The organism is Pseudomonas linyingensis, from assembly GCF_900109175.1.
Taxonomy (GTDB): domain Bacteria; phylum Pseudomonadota; class Gammaproteobacteria; order Pseudomonadales; family Pseudomonadaceae; genus Geopseudomonas; species Geopseudomonas linyingensis.
Genome location: NZ_FNZE01000024.1, coordinates 31,521 through 56,057 on the forward strand (window position 1 = coordinate 31,521; position 24,537 = coordinate 56,057).

The 24,537-nt window shown below is 63.5% G+C and carries 29 protein-coding genes; 22 read left to right on the forward strand and 7 right to left on the reverse strand.

Annotated elements, in window-relative coordinates; all coding sequences use genetic code 11:
* Positions 1-10 precede the first annotated feature (10 nt).
* A complete protein-coding gene (locus tag BMZ19_RS20610) occupies positions 11-229 on the reverse strand; it encodes a hypothetical protein (RefSeq protein WP_012478187.1) in 219 nt (72 codons plus the stop codon).
* 44 nt (positions 230-273) lie between these two features.
* A complete protein-coding gene (locus tag BMZ19_RS20615; RefSeq protein ID WP_011114069.1) occupies positions 274-702 on the reverse strand; it encodes an antirestriction protein in 429 nt (142 codons plus the stop codon).
* A 172-nt stretch (positions 703-874) separates the two neighbouring features.
* Between BMZ19_RS20615 and BMZ19_RS20620 the strand changes: the two genes are divergently transcribed.
* Complete coding sequence (locus BMZ19_RS20620) at positions 875-1,138, forward strand: type II toxin-antitoxin system RelB/DinJ family antitoxin (protein WP_011114070.1); 264 nt, start codon at positions 875-877, stop codon at positions 1,136-1,138.
* Positions 1,125-1,406, forward strand: coding sequence for a type II toxin-antitoxin system YafQ family toxin (locus BMZ19_RS20625; protein WP_011114071.1), 282 nt, complete (start codon positions 1,125-1,127; stop codon positions 1,404-1,406). The genes BMZ19_RS20620 and BMZ19_RS20625 overlap by 14 nt, the downstream gene beginning before the upstream one ends.
* A gap of 1,385 nt (positions 1,407-2,791) precedes the next feature.
* Here BMZ19_RS20625 and trfA read toward each other — a convergent pair.
* Positions 2,792-4,015 (reverse strand): plasmid replication initiator TrfA, encoded by a 1,224-nt coding sequence (gene trfA / locus BMZ19_RS20635; protein ID WP_011013257.1) that lies wholly within the window; start codon positions 4,013-4,015, stop codon positions 2,792-2,794.
* Positions 4,016-4,063: 48 nt separating this feature from the next.
* Complete coding sequence (locus tag BMZ19_RS20640) at positions 4,064-4,402, reverse strand: single-stranded DNA-binding protein (protein ID WP_011013259.1); 339 nt, start codon at positions 4,400-4,402, stop codon at positions 4,064-4,066.
* Positions 4,403-4,493: 91 nt separating this feature from the next.
* Between BMZ19_RS20640 and BMZ19_RS20645 the strand changes: the two genes are divergently transcribed.
* The 20 genes from BMZ19_RS20645 (at position 4,494) to BMZ19_RS22305 (ending at position 22,322) form a co-directional block, all read left to right on the forward strand.
* On the forward strand, positions 4,494-4,871 hold the full coding sequence (locus tag BMZ19_RS20645; protein WP_012478190.1) for a transcriptional regulator: 378 nt from the start codon (positions 4,494-4,496) through the stop codon (positions 4,869-4,871).
* A 314-nt stretch (positions 4,872-5,185) separates the two neighbouring features.
* On the forward strand, positions 5,186-6,151 hold the full coding sequence (trbB, locus tag BMZ19_RS20650) for a P-type conjugative transfer ATPase TrbB (protein WP_011013261.1): 966 nt from the start codon (positions 5,186-5,188) through the stop codon (positions 6,149-6,151).
* Between the two features lie 29 nt (positions 6,152-6,180).
* Positions 6,181-6,645, forward strand: a complete 465-nt coding sequence (gene trbC, locus BMZ19_RS20655; protein WP_011013262.1) for a conjugal transfer system pilin TrbC — start codon at positions 6,181-6,183, stop codon at positions 6,643-6,645.
* 3 nt (positions 6,646-6,648) lie between these two features.
* Positions 6,649-6,960, forward strand: coding sequence for a conjugal transfer protein TrbD (locus BMZ19_RS20660; RefSeq protein ID WP_011013263.1), 312 nt, complete (start codon positions 6,649-6,651; stop codon positions 6,958-6,960).
* Complete coding sequence (locus tag BMZ19_RS20665; protein ID WP_011013264.1) at positions 6,957-9,515, forward strand: VirB4 family type IV secretion/conjugal transfer ATPase; 2,559 nt, start codon at positions 6,957-6,959, stop codon at positions 9,513-9,515. The genes BMZ19_RS20660 and BMZ19_RS20665 overlap by 4 nt, the downstream gene beginning before the upstream one ends.
* A complete protein-coding gene (locus BMZ19_RS20670; protein WP_011013265.1) occupies positions 9,512-10,300 on the forward strand; it encodes a conjugal transfer protein TrbF in 789 nt (262 codons plus the stop codon). The genes BMZ19_RS20665 and BMZ19_RS20670 overlap by 4 nt, the downstream gene beginning before the upstream one ends.
* Before the next feature lie 17 nt (positions 10,301-10,317).
* Positions 10,318-11,211: a P-type conjugative transfer protein TrbG gene (gene trbG / locus BMZ19_RS20675; RefSeq protein WP_014386236.1), complete on the forward strand. Its 894-nt coding sequence runs from the start codon at positions 10,318-10,320 to the stop codon at positions 11,209-11,211.
* 2 nt (positions 11,212-11,213) lie between these two features.
* Positions 11,214-11,675: a lipoprotein gene (locus tag BMZ19_RS20680; RefSeq protein ID WP_011013267.1), complete on the forward strand. Its 462-nt coding sequence runs from the start codon at positions 11,214-11,216 to the stop codon at positions 11,673-11,675.
* Positions 11,676-11,678: 3 nt separating this feature from the next.
* A complete protein-coding gene (locus BMZ19_RS20685) occupies positions 11,679-13,058 on the forward strand; it encodes a TrbI/VirB10 family protein (RefSeq protein ID WP_012478192.1) in 1,380 nt (459 codons plus the stop codon).
* A 16-nt stretch (positions 13,059-13,074) separates the two neighbouring features.
* A complete protein-coding gene (gene trbJ, locus BMZ19_RS20690) occupies positions 13,075-13,848 on the forward strand; it encodes a P-type conjugative transfer protein TrbJ (RefSeq protein WP_011255135.1) in 774 nt (257 codons plus the stop codon).
* Positions 13,849-13,857: 9 nt separating this feature from the next.
* Positions 13,858-14,079, forward strand: coding sequence for an entry exclusion lipoprotein TrbK (gene trbK, locus BMZ19_RS20695; RefSeq protein WP_011255136.1), 222 nt, complete (start codon positions 13,858-13,860; stop codon positions 14,077-14,079).
* Positions 14,080-14,108: 29 nt separating this feature from the next.
* Positions 14,109-15,809: a P-type conjugative transfer protein TrbL gene (gene trbL, locus BMZ19_RS20700; protein WP_425287192.1), complete on the forward strand. Its 1,701-nt coding sequence runs from the start codon at positions 14,109-14,111 to the stop codon at positions 15,807-15,809.
* A gap of 18 nt (positions 15,810-15,827) precedes the next feature.
* Positions 15,828-16,406 carry a TrbM/KikA/MpfK family conjugal transfer protein gene (locus BMZ19_RS20705; RefSeq protein ID WP_011255138.1) on the forward strand — a complete coding sequence of 193 codons (579 nt, stop codon included), beginning with the start codon at positions 15,828-15,830 and terminating at the stop codon, positions 16,404-16,406.
* Position 16,407: 1 nt separating this feature from the next.
* Positions 16,408-17,043 carry a transglycosylase SLT domain-containing protein gene (locus BMZ19_RS20710; protein WP_011255139.1) on the forward strand — a complete coding sequence of 212 codons (636 nt, stop codon included), beginning with the start codon at positions 16,408-16,410 and terminating at the stop codon, positions 17,041-17,043.
* A gap of 29 nt (positions 17,044-17,072) precedes the next feature.
* Complete coding sequence (locus tag BMZ19_RS20715) at positions 17,073-17,342, forward strand: hypothetical protein (protein ID WP_011255140.1); 270 nt, start codon at positions 17,073-17,075, stop codon at positions 17,340-17,342.
* Complete coding sequence (locus BMZ19_RS20720; RefSeq protein WP_012478194.1) at positions 17,339-18,037, forward strand: TraX family protein; 699 nt, start codon at positions 17,339-17,341, stop codon at positions 18,035-18,037. Before BMZ19_RS20715 ends, BMZ19_RS20720 begins: the two co-directional genes overlap by 4 nt.
* 15 nt (positions 18,038-18,052) lie before the next feature.
* On the forward strand, positions 18,053-18,496 hold the full coding sequence (locus BMZ19_RS20725; protein WP_011255142.1) for an OmpA family protein: 444 nt from the start codon (positions 18,053-18,055) through the stop codon (positions 18,494-18,496).
* Between the two features lie 102 nt (positions 18,497-18,598).
* Entirely contained in the window at positions 18,599-19,015 is a 417-nt protein-coding gene (locus BMZ19_RS20730; protein ID WP_012478195.1) for a hypothetical protein, read from the forward strand.
* A 218-nt stretch (positions 19,016-19,233) separates the two neighbouring features.
* Entirely contained in the window at positions 19,234-22,146 is a 2,913-nt protein-coding gene (locus BMZ19_RS20735) for a Tn3 family transposase (RefSeq protein WP_012478196.1), read from the forward strand.
* Positions 22,143-22,322 carry a hypothetical protein gene (locus BMZ19_RS22305; protein WP_139214721.1) on the forward strand — a complete coding sequence of 60 codons (180 nt, stop codon included), beginning with the start codon at positions 22,143-22,145 and terminating at the stop codon, positions 22,320-22,322. Before BMZ19_RS20735 ends, BMZ19_RS22305 begins: the two co-directional genes overlap by 4 nt.
* Positions 22,323-22,389: 67 nt before the next feature.
* Here the strand turns inward: BMZ19_RS22305 and BMZ19_RS20740 are convergent, their stop codons facing one another.
* From BMZ19_RS20740 to BMZ19_RS20750, 3 genes are read right to left on the reverse strand one after another with little or no spacing between them, the layout of a single operon-like run.
* Positions 22,390-23,253, reverse strand: a complete 864-nt coding sequence (locus BMZ19_RS20740; protein ID WP_090313444.1) for an NgoMIV family type II restriction endonuclease — start codon at positions 23,251-23,253, stop codon at positions 22,390-22,392.
* On the reverse strand, positions 23,253-24,209 hold the full coding sequence (locus BMZ19_RS20745; RefSeq protein ID WP_090313446.1) for a DNA cytosine methyltransferase: 957 nt from the start codon (positions 24,207-24,209) through the stop codon (positions 23,253-23,255). The genes BMZ19_RS20740 and BMZ19_RS20745 overlap by 1 nt, the downstream gene beginning before the upstream one ends.
* Complete coding sequence (locus BMZ19_RS20750) at positions 24,206-24,424, reverse strand: hypothetical protein (protein WP_090313448.1); 219 nt, start codon at positions 24,422-24,424, stop codon at positions 24,206-24,208. The genes BMZ19_RS20745 and BMZ19_RS20750 overlap by 4 nt, the downstream gene beginning before the upstream one ends.
* Positions 24,425-24,537 lie beyond the last annotated feature (113 nt).

A 24,537-nucleotide genomic window follows, 5' to 3' on the forward strand; every position in this document is an offset into this window, starting at 1 on the left:
GGCCGGCCCCTCAAGTGTCAGCACGCCGCCACGCGATCACGTCGCGGGCTTCGTAGCCGTGGCGCTTGCAGTCGTCGCAGAATCCCGAGCTGAACCCCTTGTGGTTCGTGCCGATCCATGCGGCCGGCTTGCCGCATTCGTGGCCGTAGGTGCCCGGCTCGGCGTTGTGGCACTTGCCGTCCGTCGCGTAGCTGTTCGTCGGTGCCTGGGGAGCGTTGTTCCTGGTCATGGTCGCCTCCTGGAAGCCCCGGCCGAAGCCGGGGCCGCCCCTCATCAGTCAATAGCCCGGTAGATCGCGGCCGCCTCGGCGTGGCTGGCTGCGAAGCCGCGCAGGAAGTGATAGCGGTCGATCAGGGCATCGCCGGCGTCCGTGTCGGCGGCCTCGGCCGCGAGCTGGCCCAGCGCGAACAGGGTTGCGACAATGCCGGCGGCGTCGGCCGACAACTCGCCTCGGAAGCCGTTGCCGTCCACCTCGATCTCCAGGCGGTCGGCCAGGTCGGGGGCCATGTAAAAACCGCCGTCCGACAAGGTGTAGTAGTGCCAATACGCGCCGCTGTAGCGTTCGCAGAGCCGGCGAAGCCAGGCATACACCAGGGCCTCGCCGCGCATCATCAGACGCGGGCCGAAGTAGGCGGGCAGGAAGTCGAGGCGCTGGGCCTCGGCGACCAGGGAAGCGGTAACGGGTTGCTCTTGGGTGTTCATCGGACTTTCTCCGGTAGTTGACCTGGGCGAAATGCCCGGCCTTCAAGTGCTATATTAGGGCAAAATGTCCTAATCGTCAAGCACTTTAGCTAAACTTTTTGGCCGCTAAACCTTGCCCTTTCCCTTGGCGTGCATTACAATGTAATTCACGAACCCAACCGGAGAACCAATCATGGCTGCAAACCAGCTCGTACAAACGCGCATCGACGGCGCGATCAAGGAAGAAGCGGCGGCCGTCCTGGCCGCGATGGGCCTTACCGTGTCCGACGCGGTGCGGCTGCTGCTCACGAAGGTGGCCCAGGACAAGGCGCTGCCCTTCGAGCCGCTGATTCCGAACGCCACCACCATCGAGGCGATGAAGGAAGCCCGCAAGGGCAAGCTGCCGCGCTTCGCCACCGTCAACGATCTGATGGCCGATCTGCATGCGGCAGATTGAGCGCACCGGCCAGTTCAAGCGCGACTACAAGCGCGAGGCGAAAGGGCAGCACCGGGCCACGCTCGACGCCGACCTGGTGCCCGTCCTGGTCGCGCTCGCCGACGACCAGCCGCTGGAACCTCGGCACCGCGACCACGCGCTGACCGGGGACTGGAAGGATCACCGGGATTGCCACGTCAAGCCCGACCTGGTGCTGATCTACCAGAAGCCCGACGCCGACACGCTGCGCCTGGTGCGCCTCGGCTCTCACTCCGAACTCGGCTTGTGATCGGCGCGGGCCTGGCCCCGCGTCTCACGTTTCATTGACACTTGAGGGGCGCTTTCCGCGCCACCGGCCGAGCTGGCCGACCCCCTTCCTTGGCGTAAAACCTGCGGCGGTGGAGCTGCTGCGATGCTTGAGGATCGCGCGGCCGGTCGAACCGCGGCGACCTGGTTGGGGAGTGTGAGGGGGCTTTGCCCCCTCGCAAGCTCTCGAACTTACTGCCTTCCGCCAGGCGCTTGCGCCTGGCTCTCCTAAGCCGTAGCGCCGAAGGCGCTCCATTGTGGGGTGAGGCCGCAAGGCGGCCGAGGGGCGTAGCCCCTGGGGGGATGGGAGGCCGCTTGCGGCCGGGTGGGATCGAGAAGGGGGGTTTCCCCCCTTCGGCGGCCGGTCATGCTGCGCGGCAGCTTGGGCCGTGTTGCCGTTTTTTTCGCCAGCCTCTGGTTAAAACTACCTGGTTATATAAAAAGGTTATAAAGACGGTTAAAAACCTGGTTAGCATGACCGAAAAACGCGCGTAAACCGTTGTCACGCCAAGGAAAAGTGCGAAGAGGCCGCCCCTCAAGTGTCAATGGATAAGCCCCCCATGTGTCAATACGCTGCCCCTCAAGTGTCAAGAACCGCGCCCCTCAAGTGTCAGTAGGGCCGCCCCTCAAGTGTCAATACCGGGGCAGGGTTCCTAACAGGGTTATCCACAACTTCGGTGGATAACTCCATGCCGATCAGGCACTTAGGCCGCCTCGGCGGCCGCCTGGACGGCTCGACCAGGCCGAAATCGGCCGCTGCCCCCCAAGTGTCAACATCGCGCCGGCCCCGCTGCCCCTCAAGTGTCAACGTCAGGGCTGCGCCGGCCGGCCTCGGCCGACTTGTCCCGAAACTGTCCACAACGGCCGCGCCGGTGGGGCAGGGCAGGGAAGGCCCCGGAAACGGGCCAGGAAGGCCCGTCAGGGCCGCAAAGCCCAGCGGCGAGGGCCACCGGCCCGGTGAGCGTCGGGAAGGCGCTGGAAGCCCGCCAGGGGCGAGACGGGCGGCTCTGCCGCCTGGCTCGATGCGCAGCACGACATAGCCGGTTCTCGCGGCCGCCGGCCGGGAGAATCCCCCGCAGCTCGGCCCCTCAAGTGTCAAAGGGTGGATCTCATCGTCAGAAGCGGCGATGCGAGATCCAGCGCCGGCGTCGGCCGTCATCGTCGGAACTGGCGATGGGGCCCTCGGTTCATCGTCAAAGGTGGCGATGGTCGACCGTGGCCTGGACGTGGCCAGCCTCGCCGGAAATGACGATGCTGCAGCTCGACGTGCGCGCGACCAGGTGGCCGGAACTCCCTCGTCAGAAGCGGCGATGCTCGAGAAAAAAAGCCGCCTCGATCTCGGGCGGCTCTCCAGGGGCAGGGCGGCGGTCATCGCTTGCAATGCACCAGGTCGTCATTGATCCAGGCGCTGTCCACCAGGCCGTTTTCGCGCAGCTCGTCGCATGCCTCGCTGACCTGCTCGCGCCACTTCTTCACGCGGGTGGAATCCGAACCGCACATGAGCCGGAACGTCTCCAGCTTGAGCGGGTACGGCTCCTTGTGCGTGGCAAAGTAGTCGAACATCCGCCGCGCGGTGGGCGACAGCTTGCGGTACTTCTCCCACACGAATTTCGTGTAGTGGTCGCCGGCGAACAGCACCACCATTTCGGTGTCGATCTCGACCTGGCAGCGCGACGTGCGCTTGCCGCGATCCAGGATGCGGAAGCGCCGGATCAGCGACACGGATTCCAGGCGGCCCAGCCGCTGGGAAGAGAACTGCATCGCGGACGCTTGCAGCCGCGAAAGGCAGTCCTCGGCCTGCTTGTAGTAGCGGCCATTGATCGACCAGCCCAAGTCCTGGCAAATCTCGTAGAACGTGAACGTGACCGGCTCGCCCAGCGGCGTGCGCTTCGCGTATTCGAGCACCTGGGCAAACACCAGCTCGTCGCTGTCGGCGCGTAGCTCGATGCCGGTAAAGGTGATCTCCACGTCCTTGCTGATGTGGTAGATCGCCTCGCGCTGCAAGGCGGCGCGGGGCACCTTCTTGTTCCTGGTCGTGAAGATCGCCGACCGGCCGAAGTCGTTGGGCATGGCCCGCATGTGGTCGGGCCACGGCGCGAGGTCGAACAAGGAAAGCTGCATGTCCTTGATCTGCTGCTTCGTGTGCTTGAGCAAGGCGGCCTGCTTGGCCTGGCTGACCTGCTCGGCCAGCTCGCCGGTGGCACTGGCCGGCTTCTCGGTCGTTTTCTTGGTCGCCATCTGTTGCGTTCTCCGTTCGGCGGTCACGCCGCTGACTTTCTCGGCCAAGGTGTTGACCACGGTTCGCGGCTCGGGCGGAAGGCCCATAGTCCGCGCCAGCTCGGCCGACTCGGCCGCCATCCGCTCGGAGCGCGCCACGGCCGCGCTGGGCGGCGGTGGCGGTGGCTCCGGCGCTGCCGGCCCGTCCGGCAGCTCGAAGAGGGAACCGGCGGGGCGGAAAGCCCCGCCGGCGGTGCCGGCCTGCGCGTTGCGCTCGGCCGCGTAGCGGCGGGCAAGCGCCGTCGCGTCGGCCTCACTCAACCCGCCGTCGATGAGCTTGCGGCGGTAGCCCTGCTCGTCGAAACTGTCCGGCATATCTTCGTCCTCCTAGCATAACGCCCGGCCTGTGGCCGGGCGCGTTTCTCATTTGCCGCCTGGTTCCTTGGTATCCAGGTACTCGATCACGTCGGCGATGAAGTCAAAGCCGTACTCGGTCTGGCCGTCCTTCTCGAACTTCGTCGGCTCGATGCGGCCCTGGACGAACACCTTGGAGCCTTTGCCAAGGTACTTGCCCGCGTTCTCTGCCAGGCCGGCAAACGACTTGATGCGGAAGAAGTCGGTTTGCTCTTTCTTCTCGCCGGCGCGGTCGCGCCACACGCGGTTCACGGCCAGGTCGAATACGGCGCGGGCGCTGTTTTCGCTATGGCGAACATCAGTATCACGGGTAAGATTGCCGATAAACTGGAATTGGTTATGGCTCATGCGTAGCTCTCCAGGCTGTGATGAAGCCTAGAGTTTAGCTAAACCTAATTCCGAGGTCAAGAACTTTAGCGGCTAAAATTTCGAGCCGCCCATGCGCAAGGCGACGCCTTTGTATAACTACATCTTCTTCACGAACGTGCTGCGGCTGCTTGATGAGCGCCACATGACGAAAAAGGAGCTATCGGACAGGTCGGGGGTTTCGATCTCCTTCCTGTCCGATCTCACTACGGGCAAGGCCAATCCGTCCCTCAAGGTCATGCAGGACATTGCCAAGGCCCTTGATGCGCCGTTGCCCCTTCTGCTTGAATCAACCGACTTGGACAAGGACACGCTCGATGCCCTGGCCGGCGGCAAGGCTCCGCAGAGCCTTCCTGCCGGTTTCGAGCGAGTGGCGGCGGTGCTACCGTCGCATCAGGCATTCATCGTCAAGAAGTGGGGCGAGGCCGCCCGCAAGAAGCTCCGGGGGTAGGACGCCAAGAAAGAAAGCAGGGAAGGGACGCGGCAAGGAACTGAGCCAGCAGAAGCCAGCACTTTTTAGCCGCTAAAGCCCGCCGGGGTGGCTCAACCCCCGGAACACCCACAACGCAAGCCATAGGTTCGGTGCGAGGCGCACGGAGCATGCGCCGCGTTGTTTCTATTGCGATCAGCTCGGGACACGATTGAAAACACTCAATCCGTCATTCCGTTTGCTTGCTCGTCAAAAGACTTCGGTATATCGTATGAACCTGTGTAGAATGCGTGCGGTCAGGGCAGCACGCAAATCACATACATGGGATACACGGAATGACCGAACAGAAGCTGGAACACAACACGATCAAGGAACGGGCGAAGAAGAAGCTCGAACGCGACATGGGGCCGGAGCTGTTGGCAGCTCTGAACGATCCCAAGACCGTTGAAATCATGCTCAACGCGGACGGCAAAGTCTGGCAGGAGAAGCTGGGCGAGCCGATGAAGTGCATCGGCACCCTTCGCTTCGCGCAGGCCCAAGCCATGATCGAAACCATTGCCGGCTACCACGGCAAGGAAGTCACGCGGCAGCGGCCGATCCTGGAAGGCGAGTTCCCGCTAGACGGTAGCCGCTTTGCCGGCCAGCTCCCCCCGGTCGTGCCCGCACCGACCTTTGCGATCCGCAAGAAGGCGGTCGCCATCTTCACCCTGGCGCAGTACGTCGAGCGCGGAATCATGACCGCGCAGCAGCGCGATTCCTTGATTGCCGCCGTGCGTGCCCACCGGAACATCCTGGTGATCGGCGGCACCGGCTCGGGCAAGACCACGCTGGTGAACGCGATCATCAACGAGATGGTGCTTCAAGACCCGACCGAACGGGTTTTCATCATCGAGGACACCGGCGAAATCCAGTGCGCCGCCGAGAACTACGTCCAGTACCACACCAGCATCGACGTGACCATGACGGCGCTGCTCAAGACCACGCTGCGCATGCGGCCCGACCGCATCCTGGTCGGCGAAGTGCGCGGCCCCGAAGCACTTGATCTGTTGATGGCCTGGAACACCGGGCACGAAGGAGGAGCCGCAACCCTGCACGCAAACAACGCCAAAGCGGGCCTTGATCGGCTCGCCATGCTCATCAGCATGCACCCCGATTCACCCAAACCCATTGAACCGCTGATAGGCGAGGCGGTTCACGTGGTCGTTCATATCGCCCGCACCCCTGACGGCTCGCGGCGCATCCAGGAAATCCTTGAGGTTTCCGGCTACGCCAACGGCCAGTACGCAACCAAAACCCTGTAACCCTGTAACCCTGTAAGGAGCTTAGACCCATGCAATCGACCCTTCCCGCGTTCCGCTTCGACAGCCGCGCCGTGTTCTACCTGGGCATGTTCGCCCTCTTGGCGTTCTTCCTGCTGGCCCCCCAGCACGCTTTCGCCTCCGAAGGCACCGGCGGTTCCCTGCCGTATGAAGGCTGGTTGACCAACCTGCGCAACAGCGTCACCGGCCCGGTGGCCTTCGCGCTGTCGATCATCGGCATCGTTGTCGCCGGCGGCATCTTGATCTTCGGCGGCGAACTCAACGGCTTCTTCCGCACGTTGATCTTCATCGTCCTGGTCATGGCCCTGCTGGTCGGCGCGCAGAACATGATGAGCACCTTCTTCGGCCGTGGCGCGGAAATCGCCGCCCTGACCGATGGCGTGCTGCACCAGGCCAAGGTCGCGGCGCTGGACATGGCCGGCTTCCCTGGTGAAGCCATCGCACGCTGGGCCGAACGCGGCCACATCGCGGGGTAAGTCATGGCACTGCGCGCGATCCCCATCCGTAGGGCCGGCAACCGAGAAAACCTGTTCATGGGTGGCGACCGCGAGCTGGTGATGTTCTCGGGCCTGCTGGCCGGGGCGCTGATTTTCAGCGCCCAAGAAGTGAGGGCAACGGTGTTCGGCATCGCCTTGTGGTTCGGCGCGTTATTCGTGCTGCGCCTCATGGCGAAGTCCGACCCGAAGCTGCGACACGTGTACCTGCGGCACCGCCGGTACAAGCCGTACTACCCGGCTCGCAGCACGCCCTTCCGTGAAAACACGCCGAGTCAAGGGAAGCAATACAAATGATCGAAGCAATCGCAATTGGCATTGCTGTACTCGGTGCGGTTCTGTTGCTCATCCTCTTTGCCCGTATCCGTCAGGTCGATGCCGAGCTGAAGCTCAAGAAGCATCGGTCGAAGGACGCGGGCCTGGCCGACTTGCTCAACTATGCCGCCGTGGTCGATGACGGCGTGATCGTGGGCAAGAACGGCTCCTTTATGGCCGCCTGGCTGTACCAAGGGGATGACAACGCCAGCAGCACCGAAGAGCAGCGGGAAATGGTGTCCTTCCGCATCAACCAGGCCCTGGCGGGCCTGGGCAGCGGCTGGATGGTTCATGTCGATGCCGTGCGCCGGCCGGCACCCAACTACTCCGAGCGCGGCGTCTCCACCTTCACCGATCCGGTGTCGGCCGCCATTGATGAAGAGCGCCGGCGGCTCTTCGAGGGCCTGGGCACGATGTACGAAGGGCACTTCGTATTCGCCGTGACCTGGTTTCCGCCAGTGCTGGCCCAGCGCAAGTTCGTTGAGCTGATGTTTGACGATGACGCGGTGACGCCCGACCACACGGCCCGCACCGTGGGCCTCATCGAGCAGTTCAAGCGCGAAATCCGCAGCCTGGAATCGCGCATGTCCTCGGCCGTCAAGCTCACGCGCTTGAAGGGCCACAAGATCGCCACGGAAGAGGGCAGGGAAGTCACGCATGACGACTTCCTGAGCTGGTTGCAGTTCTGCGTGACCGGCAACTATCACCCGGTGCAGCTCCCCAGCAACCCGATGTACTTGGACGCCGTGATCGGCGGGCAAGAGCTGTGGGGCGGCGTCGTTCCGAAGATCGGCCGCAAGTTCATCCAGGTGGTGTCCCTCGAAGGCTTCCCCTTGGAGTCAACGCCTGGCCTGCTGTCGGCCCTGGCCGAGCTGCCGAGTGAATACCGCTGGTCGAGCCGCTTCATCTTCATGGATCAGCACGAGTCCTTGAAGCACCTGGACAAGTTCCGCAAGAAGTGGAAGCAGAAGATTCGCGGCTTCTTCGACCAGGTTTTCAACACCAACACCGGCAGCGTCAACCAGGACGCGGCAACGATGGTGGCCGATGCCGAGGCGGCCATCGCCGAGGTCAATAGCGGCCTGGTGGCCGCCGGCTACTTCACGTCCGTGGTCGTGTTGATGGATGAGGATCGGGAGCGCCTGGCGGCCGCCGCGCTGTCGGTCGAGAAGGCCATCAACCGGCTGGCCTTCGCGGCGCGCATCGAGACGATCAACACGATGGACGCCTACCTGGGCAGCTTGCCCGGCCACGGCGTCGAGAACGTGCGCCGGCCGCTCATCAACACGATGAACCTGGCCGACCTGCTGCCGACAAGCTCCATCTGGACGGGCAGCGCCACCGCGCCGTGCCCGATGTACCCGCCGCTGGCCCCGGCGCTCATGCACTGCGTCACGGTCGGCGCTACGCCCTTCCGGCTGAACCTGCACGTGCGCGACCTGGGCCACACCTTCATGTTCGGCCCGACCGGCGCGGGCAAATCGACGCACCTGGGCATCATCGCCGCGCAGCTCCGGCGCTATGCCGGCATGTCGATCTACGCCTTCGACAAGGGCATGTCGATGTACCCGCTCGCGGCCGCAATCAATGCCGGCTCGAAGGGCAAGACTGGCCTGCACTTCACGGTGGCCGCCGACGATGACCGCCTGGCCTTCTGCCCGCTCCAGTTCCTCGAAACGAAGGCGGATCGGGCTTGGGCGATGGAGTGGATCGACACGATCCTTGCGCTCAACGGCGTGGACACCACGCCAGGGCAGCGCAACGAGATCGGCCACGCGATCATGAGCATGCACGCCAGCGGCGCGCGCACGCTCTCCGAGTTCTCGGTGACGATCCAGGACGAAGCGATCCGCGAGGCCATCAAGCAATACACGGTGGACGGCTCGATGGGCCACCTGCTCGATGCCGAAGAGGATGGCCTGTCGCTCTCCGACTTCACGGTGTTCGAGATCGAAGAGCTGATGAACCTCGGCGAGAAGTTCGCGCTGCCGGTGCTGCTGTACCTGTTCCGCCGCATCGAGCGCGGCCTTAAAGGCCAGCCGGCCGTCATCATCCTGGACGAAGCCTGGTTGATGCTGGGCCACCCGGCGTTCCGCGCCAAGATTCGGGAATGGCTCAAGGTCTTGCGCAAGGCGAACTGCCTGGTGCTCATGGCTACGCAAAGCCTTTCCGACGCGGCCAACTCGGGCATCTTGGATGTGATCGTGGAATCGACCGCGACCAAGATTTTCCTGCCGAACGTCTATGCCCGCGACGAGGACACGGCGGCGCTCTATCGCCGCATGGGCCTCAACAAGCGGCAAATCGAAATCCTCGCCACGGCGGTTCCGAAGCGGCAGTACTACTACGTCTCCGAGAACGGCCGCCGCCTCTATGACCTCGCCCTGGGGCCGCTGGCCCTGGCCTTCGTCGGCGCGTCCGACAAGGAATCGGTCGCCGCCATCAAGAGCCTGCAAGCGAAGTTCGGCCATGAGTGGGTCGATCACTGGCTGGCCGGCCGCAATCTGAATCTCAATGACTACCTGGAGGCCGCATGAGCTTTGCCGACACCCTCAAGGGCTTGATCTTCAAGAAGCCCGCCACGGCCGCAGGACGCGACAAGCGCGACCCTCGGCAGACCGATGAACCGCTGGAAGGCGGCCGACGCCAGGGCGAGGCCGAGAACCCCTATCTGGCCGCTCGTCGCACCTGGAACGATCACGTGGGCGGCGTCGTGTCGTCTCGCCAGACCTGGCAAGTGATCGGCATCTTGTCGCTGTTGATCGCGCTCGCCGGCGTCGGCGGCGTGATCCACATCGGCAGCCAGTCGAAGTTCATCCCCTACGTGGTGGAAGTGGACAAGCTCGGCCAGACAGTGGCCGCCGGCCCGGTGCAAGCGGCCTCGAAGGCCGATGCCCGCGTCATCCATGCGACGGTCGCCGAGTTCATCACCGACGCCCGCACGGTCACGCCGGACGTGGCCTTGCAGCGCCGCTCTGTGTTCCGCGTGTACGCCAAGTTGTCGCCCAACGATCCGGCAACGCCAAAGATGAATGAGTGGTTGAACGGCACCCCGGATGCCAGCCCGTTCCGTCGCGCTGAAAAGGAAATGGTGAACGTCGAGATCAAGACGGCCATCCCGCAGACGCCGGACACCTGGCAAGTCGAGTGGGAAGAAACCGCCCGCGACCGTCAAGGCACACCGAAGGGCAAGCCCGCGATCTGGCGTGCGCTGGTCACTGTGTACGTCGCGGAAGTCACGCCGCAAACCACGGATGAGCAACTTCGGAACAACCCCCTAAGCGTGTACGTGCGGGACTACTCCTGGTCGCGCGTTCAATGAACCCAAGGACATTCACCATGAAGAAAATCTTTTCCGTTGTCGCCTTGGGCGCTGCGCTGCTGTCGCCCACCCTGGCCCTGGCCGCCGATGACCTGGCCGACAAGTATTTCACCGGCAAGAACCCGACGCTGACGCCTCAAGAGCGCGCGGCCATCGACATTGCGAAGCGATGGAACGCGGGCGCTGCCACCGGCATGAAGCCCGTCGCCGGCTCCAATGGCGCGATCAAGTTCCTGTTCGGCGCGCAGCAGCCCAGCATCGTGTGCGCGGTGCTCCAGGTGTGCGACGTGGCCTTGCAGCCAGGCGAGCAAGTCAACTCGATCAACCTGGGCGACACGGCCCGGTGGACGGTCGAGCCGGCCATCACCGGCAGCGGCCCCAACGAAGTGCAGCACCTCATCATCAAGCCGATGGATGTTGGCCTGGAAACCAGCCTCATCGTGACGACGAACCGCCGCGCCTATCACCTGCGCCTGCGCTCGCATCGCACCGAGTACATGCCGCAAGTCTCGTTCACCTACCCCGAGGACGCGCTTGCGAAGTGGGACGCGATCCAGCGCCGCGAAACGCAAGAACGCACCGACCGCACCATCCCGCAGACCGGCGAGTACCTGGGCGATCTCAAGTTCGACTATGACCTGTCCGGCTCGGCGAGCTGGAAGCCGGTGCGTGTGTTCAACGATGGCCGCAAGACCATCATCGAAATGCCCGGAACGATGGAGCAAACCGAAGCGCCGACGCTCCTGGTCGTGCGCCGCGAGGGCGGCATCTTCCGCGACGAGGAAACCGTGATGGTGAACTATCGCGTGCAGGGCAATCGCTACATCGTGGACACGGTGTTTGACCGCGCGATCCTGATTGCCGGTGTTGGTGGAAGCCAAGACCGCGTGACTATCTCCCGGAGGAAGTGACCATGCGCAAGATCATCTTTGCTGCGCTGTTCGTCCTCGCCCTGGGCGGCTGCGCGACCACCGGCCAATACGGCAACTTCGTCCCGCCGACCGCAACGGTCGATCAGCAGCAGCTCGCCCGCGAAGCGGTGCAGCAGCTCGCTGTGCTGTACCCGCCGGCCAAGACGCGCCTGGAGCTGCAACAGGCCACGCCTGATGCCTTCGGCCAGGCCCTGGTGCTGACGTTGCGCGAGCGCGGCTATGCCCTACTGGAGTTCAACCCGGCCAGCGCGAAGGCGCAGGCCACGGCGGCCAGTGAGCCGGCATCGCCGGCGGCCCTGCCGCTGCGGTACGTGCTCGACCAGGCCGGCGACTCGAACCTGTACCGCCTGACTCTGTTGGTCGGCCATCAATCCATCACCCGCCCGTACCTGGTGCAAGACGGCAGCTTTGCGCCGGCTGGGTATTGGGTGCGCAAGGAGTGACCTATGAGTGACCAAGCCGATCAAATGGCACCGGACGCCTCGCCGGGCGCGGTATCGAAGAAGTCCGGCGTGCGGCGTGTCAACAACATGCCGATGTACATCCTTGCGGCCGCGCTGGGTGCCTTCCTGCTGGTGATGATGCTGGTCGCGGCGGATCGCGCTGCGAAGCAGAACGCACCGGCGCAAGGCGCGGCCGAGAAGGCGGGTAACACGTCGATGTTCGCCAAGGAGATCGTCGGCGACAGGGATGGCGGCACGGTAGAAGCGGCCTCGCCGCTCAAGCCGCCGGAGCTGGCGACCGGGCCAGAGGCTGCGCCGGTGCTTGTCGCGCGCCCCGACCTGGACGCGCCGCCGCCACCGCCCAGCGGCAACCTGGGCCAGCCGGTGCATGACGATGAAGCCGACCGCATCCGCATGGCGAAGCTGCAAATGTTCCAGGAAGCGGTCAAGGCCAAGACGGGCGTTCGTGTCGATGCGCCGCGCAGCAGCGGGTCATCGGGCGCGCAGCCGGGCACGCCGCAGACGCGCGACGAAATGCTGTCCCGCCTGGCGGCTGTGCGGCAGCAAATCGGTGCGCAAGCATCGGGCGATCCGACCGCCGCCTATCAGGCCCGGCTCGCGCAGCTTCGCGCCTCGGGCGTCGGCGGCCAGCAGGCCGGCGGCGGCGTGGGTGGTGGTGCGCCGCAGCTCTTGCAAACCGCCGGTGGCGGCCAGGGCAAGAACTACGCGCAGTTCGCGGGAAGCGGCCAGGGCGACCGTTGGCGGCTGGACTCCCAGCCCGAAGCGCCGCGCTCGCCCTTCGAGCTGCGCGCCGGCTTCGTGGTGCCGGCCACGCTCATTTCGGGCATCAACTCCGACTTGCCGGGCCAGATCATGGCCCAGGTCGCGCAGAACGTGTACGACACGCCGACCGGCAAGCATCTGCTGATTCCGCAAGGCTCGCGCCTGGTCGGGTCGTATTCGAGCGATGTTGCCTACGGTCAGTCGCGCGTGCTTGTGGCTTGGCAGCGCATCGTGTTCCCCGATGGCAAGGCGATGGACATTGGCACGATGCCGGGCGCGGATAGCGCCGGGTACGCGGGCTTCAATGACCAGGTGAATAACCACTACCTGCGCGTGTTCGGCTCGGCCTTCCTCATGTCGGGCGTCATCGCCGCCGTGAGCATGAGCCAGGACAACAGCGGTTCCACCGGCAATCAGCAGCGCGCCAGCGATGCTTTGAGCGAAGCACTTGGGCAAGTGCTGGGCAACACCATCGCCCAACTCGTTTCCAAGAATCTGAACATTGCCCCGACCTTGGAAATCCGCCCCGGCTATCGGTTCAACGTCATCGTGACCAAGGACATGACGTTCTCGAAGCCGTACCAATCGTTTGACTACTAACGCCAGGAGAAAGCAAATGAAGCAGAAGTTTTTAGCCGCTAAAGTCGCTCTCGCCGTCACTCTGATGGCCGGGTCGATCACCACCATGTCGCCCGCGCAGGCCGGCATTCCCGTCATCGACGGCGGGAACCTGGTGCAGAACGTCATGACGGCCATCGAGTCGGTGGCGCAGACGCTCAAGCAAATTGAGCAGTACCAAACCCAGCTCCAGCAGTACGAAAACATGATCCAGAACACGGTCGCGCCGGCGGCCTATATCTGGGATCAGGCGCAGTCCACGATCAACGGGCTGATGAATGCGGTCGATACGCTGAACTACTACAAGACCCAGCTCGGCAGCATCGACTCGTACCTGGGCAAGTTCCAGGACGTGGCCTACTACCGCAGCTCGCCGTGCTTCAACGGCACCGGCGGCTGCACGCCCGCCGAACAGGCCGCAATGGCCGAGAACCGCCGCCTGGCGAGCGAGAGCCAGAAGAAGGCCAACGATGCCTTGTTCAAGGGCCTGGATCGCCAGCAGGACGCCTTGAAGTCCGACGCGCGCCAGCTCGAACGGCTCCAGTCGGCCGCGCAGGGCGCGAACGGGCAAATGCAGGCCATCGGCTTCGCCAACCAGCTCGCGGCCCAGCAGGCAAACCAGCTTCTGCAAATCCGGGGCCTCATGGTCGCGCAGCAGAACGCCATCGCCACGCGGATGCAGGTCGAAGCCGACCGTGAAGCGCAGCAGCAAGCCGCCGGCGAGGCGCTGCGCAAGGGCGAGTACAGGGCCAGTCCGGCCCGTAATTGGTAAGGGGGATACATGCGCCTATCCAAACCCTCGATCCTGGCAGCGGCCGCCCTTGTGGCGGCCCTGCTGGCCGGCTGCGAGAAAAAGCCCGAGCCGGTGACGCTGCCCGAAGTGAATGCCGAGAACTGCAAACCCGAGAACATCGCCAAGCTCGATAAGAGCGTGCAAGAGGCGTTTTCATCGCAGTGCCTGCGGGCCGGCTCGTTCAAACCTAGCGAACCTAAGTCCTGGTGAGGTACTGACGAATGAGAATGCCAGCCAGCTTGAAACTCGCCCTGCCGCTGCTCGTTTGGCTGGCGTTCTTTTCTACGGACGCTTCCGCCCAAATGAACAGCTCGGGCCTCTTCGATGACGTTCTGAACCGCTACAACGCCGCCGCCAGCGGCTGGGCCGGTGTCATCACCAACGCCGCATCCTGGTTGTTCTGGCTGCTGGTGACGATCTCGATGGTCTGGACGTTCGGCATGATGGCCTTGCGCAAGGCCGACATTGGGGAGTTCTTCGCGGAGCTTGTCCGCTTCACCATCTTCACCGGCTTCTTCTGGTGGTTGCTGACGAACGGCCCTAACTTCGCCTCGACCATCTATGCGTCGCTACGCCAAATTGCCGGCAACGCGACGGGCTTGGGTCAAGCCTTGTCGCCTTCCGGCATTGTCGATATTGGCTTTGCCATCTTCTACAAGGTGATGGATCAGTCCTCGGTGTGGTCGCCGGTGGACAGCATGGCCGGCATCCTCATGGCCGTTGCCATCTTGATCGTGCTCGCGCTCATCGGCGTGAACATGCTTCTTCTCCTGGCGTCTGGTTGGGTGCTCGCCTATGGCGGCGTGTTCTTCCTCGGCTTCGGTGGGTCGCGGTGGACTTCCGACATGGCGATCAACTACTACAAGACCGTGCTGGGTGTGGCCGCGCAGCTCATGGCAATGGTGCTGCTGGTCGGCATCGGCAAGACCTTTCTGGATGACTACTACGCGCGCATGAGCGAGGGGATCAACCTCAAGGAAATGGGCGTGATGCTCATCGTCTGCGTGATCCTGCTGGCACTCGTCAACAAGATTCCGGCGCTCATCGCCGGCGTCATCACCGGCGCGAGCGTGGGCGGTGCCGGCATCGGCAACTTCGGCGCAGGCGCGGCCCTCGGTGCCGCTGGCATGGCGGCCGCAGCAGCGGCAACCGGCGGCGCTGCTCTGGCGGCCGGCGCGGCCTCGGCCGCCGGCGGTGCTTCTGCGGTCATGGCCGCGTTCTCGAAGGCCAATGAAAACGTCTCGTCCGGGTCGGATGTCATGTCCATGCTGGGCGGTGGTGGTGGCGGCGACTCTGGCGGTGGTGGTGGCGGTGAAGCCGGCACCAGCACGCCCCTGGGCCAAGCCGCCGGCTTCGGTGGCGGCGGTGGCGACTCTGGCGGCGGCGGCAGCAGCGGCGGCGAGTCGAAGGGCGGCGACAAAGGCGGCGACAAGGCCGGCGGCGATAAGGCCGGCTCCAGCTCGAAGGGTGGCGAAGGCGGCGGCCAGAAGGCCAGCGGCGGCGGTGACGCCGGCGGCGCGAAGGCCGGCCAGGGTGGCGGCCAGGGCCAGGGAGCGGGGCAGGGCGGCCAGCAGGACGCACCTGGTAGTACCGGCCCCGGCATGCTGGCCTCGGCCGCTTCCGCGCTTGGCAAGGCCGGCCGCGTCACGGCCGACGCCGGCGCGAACTTGGCGAAGGGTGTAGGTGCGGTGGCGGCCGCGAAGGCCGCCAGCATGCGCGACTCGGCGATGGAACGCATCGCCGACACCACCGGCGGAAAGATCGCGGCCGCGATCAAGGCGCAGGGCGGCAGCTCGGCCGACACGAGCATCGACGTGCCCGATCAACAACCCTCGCCGACCTTCGGCGACAACAGCCTGGCCGGAGCTGACAGCTCTGCCGATCCCGAGTCCGAAGTAGCCGCGTTCCGTGACGGCGGCCGCAACGACAAATCTGCGTAACCCAAAGGAGTGTTCATCATGAAGAAGAAGTTGCTTTCCATCGTGGCCGCTGTGGCGGCCCTCTGCTCGGTCGGCACGGCCAGCGCGCAAGACGTGCTGACCGGCGACACCCGCCTGGCTTGCGAGGCGATCCTGTGCCTCGCAAGCGGCACCCGCCCGAGCGAATGCGCGCCGTCGCTTCGCAAGTATTTCAGCATCACGGCGCGGAAAATGTCCGACACGATCAAGAAGCGCAAGAACTTCCTCGATCTGTGCCCGGTGTCGAACCAGACGCCGGAAATGTCCGCGCTGGTGTCGGCCATGTCGCGCGGCGCTGGCCGTTGCGATGCGCAGGCCCTGAATCAAACGCTGGTGTTCTGGCAGGGCTACGAGGACGGGACGACGTACATCAGCAACCAGATGCCCGACTACTGCGCGGCCTACACCAACCACGCTTACACCGATTTCAGCAGCACCAAGCCGCGCTATGTCGGCACGCCAGAAAGGGGCGGGTATTGGGTCGAAGCGGCCGACTATGACCGGGCGCTGGCCGAGTACAACGAACGCATCCGGCGCGAGGACGAAGAGCGCCGCCGCGCTTCCTGGGGGGGTTACTGACATGCCCTTTGCTGCCGACCTTCCGCCGCAGCTCCAGGAGCGCGTCGTGTGCGCCGTTTCGGCGGCCGTGAAGTACGAAGTGCCGGCCAACATCGTGTTGGCCGTCGCGGAGAAGGAAGGCGGCAAGCCGGGCCAGTGGGTGCGCAACTCGAACGGCACTCATGACGTGGGGCCGATGCAGTTCAACACGGCTTACCTGCGCGACCTGGCCCGCTACGGCATCACGGCGGACGATGTAGCGGCCGCTGGCTGCTACTCGTTCGACCTCGCCGCCTGGCGCTTGCGGATGCACATTCGCAACGACAAGGGCGATCTCTGGACGAAGGCCGCGAATTACCACTCACGCACGCCGCAGTACAACGCGGTGTATCGCGCCGACCTGATGCGCAAGGCCGCCAAGTGGGCGGATTGGCTCGAAGCTCGGTTCGTCACGCTGGACGTGACGAAGGCGGGGGCCACGCCCTCGATGCCGACCGGGCCAGCGCCGGCGGTGCAAGCCGCCCAGCAGGCCACGGCAGCGGCCCCAGCGGCCGCGCCGGCGGCCAGGCCGGCAGCAGCTCCATCCATCAACGTCGCGGGCGGCTACGTGCCGCGCTCGATCTCCTTCAACAACAGAAGCGAAGGCTCGCCGGAGTAGGGCGGGCCTTCCGATTTAGCGGCTAAAACATGGACAAATTCCACGCCTTCATGATGCGCTACACGCTCGGTTTCGGCCGGGTGCTGACCGCCTATTGCAACTGGGCCGAATCGCAGGCCAAGGGGCAATTCGATCTGCTCTTGCTGGGCCTCGGCCCGATCTTCGCGCTGGGTCTGCTGCTGTGGGCGCTGCCGGCATGGATCGGCAAGCCCATTGCCTTCGTGCTGTCGCTTCCTGCGCTGTACATCATCTTCCTGGTGCTGCGCGCCTATGCCTCACGCGGGGGCAAGCGCGGATGAAGCCCTTGCACGTGCCGGATGGGACGGTCGAAGCGTTGAAGTGGCTCGCGCTGGCCCTGATGACCGGCGATCACGTCAACAAGTACCTGTTCAATGGCACGCTGCCGTTTCTCTTCGAGGCCGGCCGCCTGGCGCTGCCGATCTTCGTTTTCGTGCTGGCCTACAACCTGGCTCGACCTGGTGCATTCGAGCGCGGCGCGTACACGCGCACGATGAAGCGCCTCGCGGTGTTCGGCGCTGTGGCCTCGGTGCCCTTCGTCGCCCTGGGTGGCCTGTCCGCCGGGTGGTGGCCCCTCAATGTCTTGTTCACGCTCCTGGTCGTGACGGCGTGCGCCTACCTGGTGGAAAAGGGCGGCCCGCTGCACCTGGTCGGCGCCGGCCTGGTGTTCCTGGTCGGTGGCGGCCTGGTCGAATACTGGTGGCCGGCCGTGGCCTTCGGCCTGGCGGTGTGGTCGTACCGCAAGCGGCCCACCTGGGCCGCCGCGGCCGTCGCGCTGCTCGCCTGCGCGGCGCTGTGGTTCATCAATCGCAACCTGTGGGCGCTGGCCTCGCTGCCGCTGCTCCTGGTCGCTTCCCGCGTCGATCTGCCCATGCCGCGCCTGCGCTGGGCGTTCTACGCCTATTACCCGCTGCACCTGGCCGCTCTGTGGTTGATCCGCATCCCCATGAGCAAGGCCGGCTACCTGTTCTTCTGATTTGGAGTCCGCACCATGCGCAAAGCCCTTTTTCTGACCCTCTCCTTGGCGTCCCTTGCCTTCGCGCCTGGCGCGATGGCCGCCGGCGCTGCCGGCATGGCGGCCGTGAGCTATGGCGAGCCGGTCTTGACCGCTGTTTCGGTGTCCTTCTCCGACAGCAGCACCACGTTCCGGCCGGACGCTTCCACGGCCGAGCTGCTGGCCGAGGCGAAGGGGGCCACGATCATCTACGTCAGCGGTCGCACCAGCACGCTACGCCCCAGCGCGGCCGATGAGGCCCTGGCCTTGCGCCGGGCCTTGTCGGCCCGCCAGTACCTGATTGCGCGCGGCGTGTCGCCGCTCAAGATCATGGTGAACTTCGCTTCGGCATCCGACTTCGTGGCCGACAACTCGACGCCAGAAGGGCGGCACCAGAACCAGCGCGTGGACATTGAAGTCATCTACGTGCCTACGTACTAAAAGCCGCTCGCTTCGGTCTAGCGGCTGCGTCACCTGCCTAGTGGTGAGCAGTCGGGGGCATCCCGACACCCAATTTCCTAACCAACCCTCAAGGTCGTGTCTATGCAATCAACCAAGAAGTGTCTAGCCCTCGTTATTCCATTGCTCGCCCTCGCGGGCTGCGCTGCGTTGGATCAAGTCGCCAAGGATGTGCAGAAGGCCACCGCCCCGGTGATGCTCACGGAATCCCTGCCGCAAATCTGCCAGGCCGCGAAAGACAACCAGGTGCGAGCAAACGGCCTCTATGCCAACAAGGGCCTTGCGGTCAGCGGTGAAGTGCGCTCCGTCACCGAAGGCTTCCAGCCTCGCTATCGGGTGTTCCTGCGCTCCGGCCAGGTTTCGGTGCATGCCGGTACAGACAACAAGCTCAACGTCACCCAGCTTTCAACCGGGAAAACCGCTCGGGTGTCGGGTGTCGTGTCGGACGTGAGCTACGACTACAACGGGTGTTCGATCTCGCTGAAAGACGCGACGTTTTAACTGCGCTGCTGGCGTCCCCTAGCGGGCCTCCATCGCCGTTCCTGGCGATGCTGCAGGCCCGTTTTCCTTGACAGGGGTCGATTTGTTTTCGTTGTCAAAAGTGACGGTAGGAGATCGAGCACTGGCGTAGGGGTGGTCTGATAAGCCCTTGATTTCATTGGTTTTCCTGTTCACTTTTTCAGGCGTATTGTGTCTGCCCCAATCACCGGAGACACAAGATGCAAAGCTGGCACACAACCTACCTTGGCCTGCGAGAGCTGCCAAGGGAAATCAGCACCTTCGAGCTTCAGTCGTTTTTCACGTACAGCCGTACTGAGCGCGAGCTCATCAACGCCCGCCGAAGCAACGCCCACAAGCTGGGTCTGGCACTGCACATAGGTTTCTTGCGCTTGAGCGGGCGCCTGCTGAATTCGGTGCGCATCGTTCCGACAACCCTGTGGCGCCATCTGGGTGACGAAATCGGCATCACTGCTGTTGAACTGGCATCCCTGCGAGCCCTGTATGTTCGCGGTCGAACCCTCTTTGACCATCAACAACTGGCCTGTGATGTCCTGGGGTTTCATTGGATGACGGAGCACCAACGTCGCGCCCTGGTACGCACCCTGCGCGATGAGGTGGCCCGCTGCGCCGATCGGGATCAATTGCTCGTATTCGCTCGGCGCTGGTTGTATCAAAGCAAGATCCTGATCCTGCGCGACCGTGACATCCGTGTCCTGGTCACAGCGGCGCTGGGACAACTCGAAGAAGAAACAGCCAAAACGATTGCGGCATCTGTGCTGCCCGAACAACTGGTGCGCTGGCGGGATGCCATGGCCGCATTGCGCCCGGATGGGCAAACCCAGCAGAGCTGGTTGTGGTCGGCACCGGCCAAACACTCAACCAAACAAATTGGCGAGGTGTTCGAGCGAATCGAACTGCTGTACGCCCTGAATGTCCACAAACACCTGGACGACCTGTCCGGTCTCATTGTGCGGCGCTATGCACGCCGCCTGGCTTCAAGGCCTCCCTCGGTGGGGGCCAGGATCAAAGAACCCGCTCGCACAGTGGAGGTTGGCTGCTTTTTACGGCACTGCCTGTTTACCAGCACAGACCAAGCTATCTTGATGGTTCAGCGGCGCGTTGCCGATCTTTGGCGCACGGTCGCAGCAGGTGTCACGGAGACGGTCAATTGGGCTGACCTGTACAAGACATTGCTGGCAGAGCTGGCTGGTTTGGTCGCCCAGGGTGAACTTCAAGACGCGGAGTTGCGGGCTCGAATTGTTGCCCTGCTCAGTGCCAGCCAGCAAGGCAAACCACCCAGCCGGGCCTCGGTGGTGCGTGAGCGTTTGTTTGACGCCATACGTCCCGTGCGCTCTTTGCTGGCCGAAATCACCAAGCTGCCCTGGCAGGCCAATAGCGAGCACCCGGTGACCACAGCCTTGGCCCAATTGACGAAACTGTACGCGGGCAAACTTCGCGAACTACCTGCTGATGTCAGCGCCCCTCGCTTGGGTTCGGTCTGGAGCGGCGCGATTGCGGGTGCCGACCGGGAGCGCGCGTTTCGGGCCTTGGAGGTGGCCACCCTGTTTTCATTGCGACGTGCCGTGCGCAACGGTTCGGTGTGGATTGAGCACAGCCTGAGCTTTCGTGGCCGCGCACGCCTGTTCTTCACTGATGCGCGCTGGCAGGAAGAAGCCAAACGGCACTATGCCCGACTGTCACTGCCAGCCAATGCATCCACACTTTTGAAGCCGTTGCTGGCCAAGGTACGCGCCGGCGTGGAGGCAGTGGCCGTCGCCGCGCGCAGCGGTGTGCTGCGCGTGGACGAAGAACTCCACCTTTCAGTATTGCCGGCAGAGGATGAAGATCCAGAGGTGATTAAGTTGAGGGCCAAACTTGACCTGAGGATCGGTGAGGTGCAACTCCCAGAAGTGATCCTGGCCGTTGACGCTCAGGTACGTTTCAGCTGGATCATGCTTGGCCGCGAGCCACGTTCGACAGAAGAGCTGCTGATGGTCTACGCCGGCATCATGGCCCACGGCACCAGTCTGACGGCGGCCGAATGCGCCCGTATGATTCCGCAGTTGTCTGCCACCAGCATCCGTCAGGCCATGCGTTGGGCCGGGGACGAGCGTCGCTTGAGTCAAGCCTGCCACGCGGTGCTGGAGTTCATGCAACGGCACCCCATTGCAGCGACATGGGGTCGCACGGACCTGGCGTCGTCCGACATGATGAGCATGGAAACCACCCAACGGGTGTGGCAGGCCCGACAGGATCCAAGACGCAACACGTCCTCGATTGGCATCTACTCCCATGTGCGTGACCGATGGGGGATCTTCTACGCGCAGCCTTTTGTGCTCAATGAGCGCCAGGCAGGGGTCGCCATTGAGGGTGTCGTGCGCCAAGAATCCATCGAGACCAGCCAGTTGGCGGTGGACACCCACGGCTACACCGACTTTGCCATGGCGTTGGCCCGGCTACTGGGGTTCGATCTATGCCCACGACTGAAGGAATTGAAGCAGCGTCATCTGTACGTGCCGCGTGGCACGATCATTCCACCGGAGATCGCAGCAGTTTGCGAGGCTACCGTCGATACCGCTTTGATTGAGAAGCACTGGGACACCTTGGTCCATTTGGCAGCCTCGGTGATGAGCGGCAACGCCAGCGCAGTTGCAGCGCTGGCCAGATTTGGATCGGCGGCGCGGGGAGACCCCATCTACGAAGCGGGTGTTCAGTTGGGGCGCTTGCTGCGAACTGCGTTCCTGGCCGACTACTTTGTCAAAGACGCCTTCAGGAATGAGCTGCGTCGGGTACTCAACCGGGGTGAGGCGGTCAATGCCTTGAAGCGGGCGATTTATACCGGCAGAGTGAGCCCGGCTCAGGCCAAGCGGGCCGAGGAAATGCAGGCGGTGGCTGACGCCTTGAGTCTGTTGGCCAACATCATCATGGCCTGGAACACAACCCAGATGCAGGCCGTTCTGGACCGCTGGGCCAACCGGCGTCAGGTCATCCCGGCGGAGCTCACGGGGAAAATTGCGCCGACGCGGCTGCAAGGTATCAATTTGAGGGGCGTATTCCGCTTTCCAGTGGAGCGTTATGCCAGTGAAATCCTGCCGTCACAGACCACGCCGAAAACCGGGACCGGCGGTTGAAACCGAGCACGCTTTTGCGCCCTCAAACGGCGATCAAAAAAATCAACAGGAAACCCAATGAAATCAATGGCTTGGCAGGCCACCCCTACGCCAGTGCTCGATCTCCTACCGTCACTTTTGACAACGAAAACAAATCGACCCCAACCATCAACGAAGGGGCGCAGCGCCTGCGCTGAAACAGTCTTGCGTGGTGACAGCTTCACGACCTGGCCAGCTCCTTTTTGTCGCCAACCGCTGGGCGCTTTACACGGCCAAATCTAACGGCAAGTCGGAAATGTCTTTCAGGCGCTTGCCATCGACCATAACGGCCAGCATGTCGGCCGCGTCAGGCATGCCCAACGCTTCGACCGTGGCTTGCAGCTCATACAGGGCGAAGTGATACACGCAATCAATGTCCCCGGTGCCCAGAGCGATAGAAGCAAGACGGCTTGGCGTTGGTTCAGCCGTGACGACCATGACATGCGGCAAACGACCCTTGCGGTTGCGTACCAAATTCAACGCTTCGGAACGGGCGTTTTGCGCTCGGTCACTGCGAATCGTCCATTTGCATGAAATGCTGGCATGTAGCAGAGGCAGACCGCCGTTCTTTTTTCGCAGACTGGCAAGCGTGGTTACGCTGTCATCAACCAAGAAGGCCGGGGCGTTGATGGTGCTGTCGTCCTCAGTGTCGCGCACCACCACGATATCCGGTGTGATGGTGTAGTCGCTGCCGAGAGCTGCCGCCAGTTCTGGATCGGCCTTGGCGGCCCGGTCAAGCGCGACCAAGTGCGCGTATTGCTCGTATCTGGCGATTTCCAGACGGTTGCGGCCTGAAACTTGATGAACATCCCAAATGCCGGGGCGTAGGTGTCCGAGCTTGAGGAAGGTTTCACGCACGAAACCCGCGCAAATGCCTTCAAACTGGTTGCCCGAAGTCTGGCCCGCGATGCGTTCGCCGATGGTTTCAGCTTTGAGCAGATCGGCAATGCCCTTGGCAATCGCCTTGCTAGTGGTGTTGCTGCTGTCGGCGTTGCTCACCACGCCTGCGCCGTTGGTGGTTAACGTTGCTTCCAACAGCTTTGCATGGAATGCCTTGCGGGCTTCCGAGAACTCAGCGGGCACACTCATCAGGCCACCTTATAGATGCGTTTGACGGACAGCGCGGCGAAGATTTGCCGGGCGACAGCGGCGGCCACTGGCGGCGGGAAAGCGTTACCGATCTGGCGATAGGCAGCCGTCTTGCGGCCAGAAAATTGCCAATCGTCAGGGAATCCCTGAATGCGTGCGGTCATGCGCGTTGTCAGGCGCGGCATTCCCACAAAGTCACGCGGCGGGGCATCGTCCCATATGCCCATGCCATCGACGCCCAAAGCAGCCCAAGCGCGTTTTGCACGAGTCGGGCCGAGGTCAGGCCCGCCGTGTTTCTTTGAACCGCCTACCAAGGTTGGAGCGATGGCGTTTGCCTGTTCGCGCCATCGGTCAGCCCCGCGCCAGCCATCGGCGGCCAAGAGGTCATGAAGCAGTTCGCCGACAGTCGGCGGTTCAGTTTTAAGGGGGTCCGGCCAAGAGAAGCCGCCAGCTAGGTCTTTGCGAATGCCGACGAACACCACACGCGGGCGCAGTTGCGAAACGCCATAGTCCGAAGCATTGAGCAGCCGCCAACCGGGAACGTAGCCTAGTTTTTTGAGCTGCTTTTCAACTTTGTTCCGGTAGTCGTCAAAGACGGCATCGAGCAGGCCGCGCACGTTTTCCAGCATCACGGCTTGCGGGCGGCACTCATCGACCAAGCGGATAGCTTCGGGGAACAAGTCGCGTTCATCGTTCGCGCCGAGCTGCTTTCCGGCCTTGGAGAAAGGCGGGCAGGGAACACCGCCGGCCAGTAGATCAATACCCTGATAAGAGCGGCCATCGAACTGCCGCAAGTCACCCTCAATGACGTTCCATTCAGGACGATTGAGCCGCAGCGTGGCGCATGCTGCCGGTTCCAACTCGATCAAGGCGGAATGATCGAAGCCTGCCATTTCAAGGCCGAGCGCCTGCCCACCTGCACCAGCGCACATTTCCAAAGAATTGAATTGGCTCATATCGTTTTTCTCTTAGTTGATTGACGTGGCTTTCTTGCTGCCGGTGTAGGGAACATATCCGCTTGCAAGCCGCCTTGGTGTTTGTCGGCGAACGCCTGCATGAACTCGCGCAGCACTTCCGATGCCCCCCGGTTTTCAGCCAGACAAGCCCCTTGAAACGCCTCACGGAGTTCCTTTTCAACACGAATGCGAAGGCCAACGTCTTTGCTTGACATAGCGCGAGATTATCGCATGGATACACATTTGTGTATCCAAAATATACGGCGCGTTCTAACTTACTGGTGACAGTTACGCGCACCAGGTCACGCCGTTTTGTCACCAGCAACCG

Excerpts from the sequence above, each read along its gene's own strand:
- BMZ19_RS20610 (WP_012478187.1), bottom strand. The coding sequence starts at position 229 with ATGACCAGGAACAACGCTCCCCAGGCACCGACGAACAGCTACGCGACG.
- BMZ19_RS20615 (WP_011114069.1), bottom strand. The coding sequence starts at position 702 with ATGAACACCCAAGAGCAACCCGTTACCGCTTCCCTGGTCGCCGAGGCC.
- BMZ19_RS20620 (WP_011114070.1), top strand. The coding sequence starts at position 875 with ATGGCTGCAAACCAGCTCGTACAAACGCGCATCGACGGCGCGATCAAG.
- BMZ19_RS20625 (WP_011114071.1), top strand. The coding sequence starts at position 1,125 with ATGCGGCAGATTGAGCGCACCGGCCAGTTCAAGCGCGACTACAAGCGC.
- trfA (WP_011013257.1), bottom strand. The coding sequence starts at position 4,015 with ATGCCGGACAGTTTCGACGAGCAGGGCTACCGCCGCAAGCTCATCGAC.
- BMZ19_RS20640 (WP_011013259.1), bottom strand. The coding sequence starts at position 4,402 with ATGAGCCATAACCAATTCCAGTTTATCGGCAATCTTACCCGTGATACT.
- BMZ19_RS20645 (WP_012478190.1), top strand. The coding sequence starts at position 4,494 with ATGCGCAAGGCGACGCCTTTGTATAACTACATCTTCTTCACGAACGTG.
- trbB (WP_011013261.1), top strand. The coding sequence starts at position 5,186 with ATGACCGAACAGAAGCTGGAACACAACACGATCAAGGAACGGGCGAAG.
- trbC (WP_011013262.1), top strand. The coding sequence starts at position 6,181 with ATGCAATCGACCCTTCCCGCGTTCCGCTTCGACAGCCGCGCCGTGTTC.
- BMZ19_RS20660 (WP_011013263.1), top strand. The coding sequence starts at position 6,649 with ATGGCACTGCGCGCGATCCCCATCCGTAGGGCCGGCAACCGAGAAAAC.
- BMZ19_RS20665 (WP_011013264.1), top strand. The coding sequence starts at position 6,957 with ATGATCGAAGCAATCGCAATTGGCATTGCTGTACTCGGTGCGGTTCTG.
- BMZ19_RS20670 (WP_011013265.1), top strand. The coding sequence starts at position 9,512 with ATGAGCTTTGCCGACACCCTCAAGGGCTTGATCTTCAAGAAGCCCGCC.
- trbG (WP_014386236.1), top strand. The coding sequence starts at position 10,318 with ATGAAGAAAATCTTTTCCGTTGTCGCCTTGGGCGCTGCGCTGCTGTCG.
- BMZ19_RS20680 (WP_011013267.1), top strand. The coding sequence starts at position 11,214 with ATGCGCAAGATCATCTTTGCTGCGCTGTTCGTCCTCGCCCTGGGCGGC.
- BMZ19_RS20685 (WP_012478192.1), top strand. The coding sequence starts at position 11,679 with ATGAGTGACCAAGCCGATCAAATGGCACCGGACGCCTCGCCGGGCGCG.
- trbJ (WP_011255135.1), top strand. The coding sequence starts at position 13,075 with ATGAAGCAGAAGTTTTTAGCCGCTAAAGTCGCTCTCGCCGTCACTCTG.
- trbK (WP_011255136.1), top strand. The coding sequence starts at position 13,858 with ATGCGCCTATCCAAACCCTCGATCCTGGCAGCGGCCGCCCTTGTGGCG.
- BMZ19_RS20705 (WP_011255138.1), top strand. The coding sequence starts at position 15,828 with ATGAAGAAGAAGTTGCTTTCCATCGTGGCCGCTGTGGCGGCCCTCTGC.
- BMZ19_RS20710 (WP_011255139.1), top strand. The coding sequence starts at position 16,408 with ATGCCCTTTGCTGCCGACCTTCCGCCGCAGCTCCAGGAGCGCGTCGTG.
- BMZ19_RS20715 (WP_011255140.1), top strand. The coding sequence starts at position 17,073 with ATGGACAAATTCCACGCCTTCATGATGCGCTACACGCTCGGTTTCGGC.
- BMZ19_RS20720 (WP_012478194.1), top strand. The coding sequence starts at position 17,339 with ATGAAGCCCTTGCACGTGCCGGATGGGACGGTCGAAGCGTTGAAGTGG.
- BMZ19_RS20725 (WP_011255142.1), top strand. The coding sequence starts at position 18,053 with ATGCGCAAAGCCCTTTTTCTGACCCTCTCCTTGGCGTCCCTTGCCTTC.
- BMZ19_RS20730 (WP_012478195.1), top strand. The coding sequence starts at position 18,599 with ATGCAATCAACCAAGAAGTGTCTAGCCCTCGTTATTCCATTGCTCGCC.
- BMZ19_RS20735 (WP_012478196.1), top strand. The coding sequence starts at position 19,234 with ATGCAAAGCTGGCACACAACCTACCTTGGCCTGCGAGAGCTGCCAAGG.
- BMZ19_RS20740 (WP_090313444.1), bottom strand. The coding sequence starts at position 23,253 with ATGAGTGTGCCCGCTGAGTTCTCGGAAGCCCGCAAGGCATTCCATGCA.
- BMZ19_RS20745 (WP_090313446.1), bottom strand. The coding sequence starts at position 24,209 with ATGAGCCAATTCAATTCTTTGGAAATGTGCGCTGGTGCAGGTGGGCAG.
- BMZ19_RS20750 (WP_090313448.1), bottom strand. The coding sequence starts at position 24,424 with ATGTCAAGCAAAGACGTTGGCCTTCGCATTCGTGTTGAAAAGGAACTC.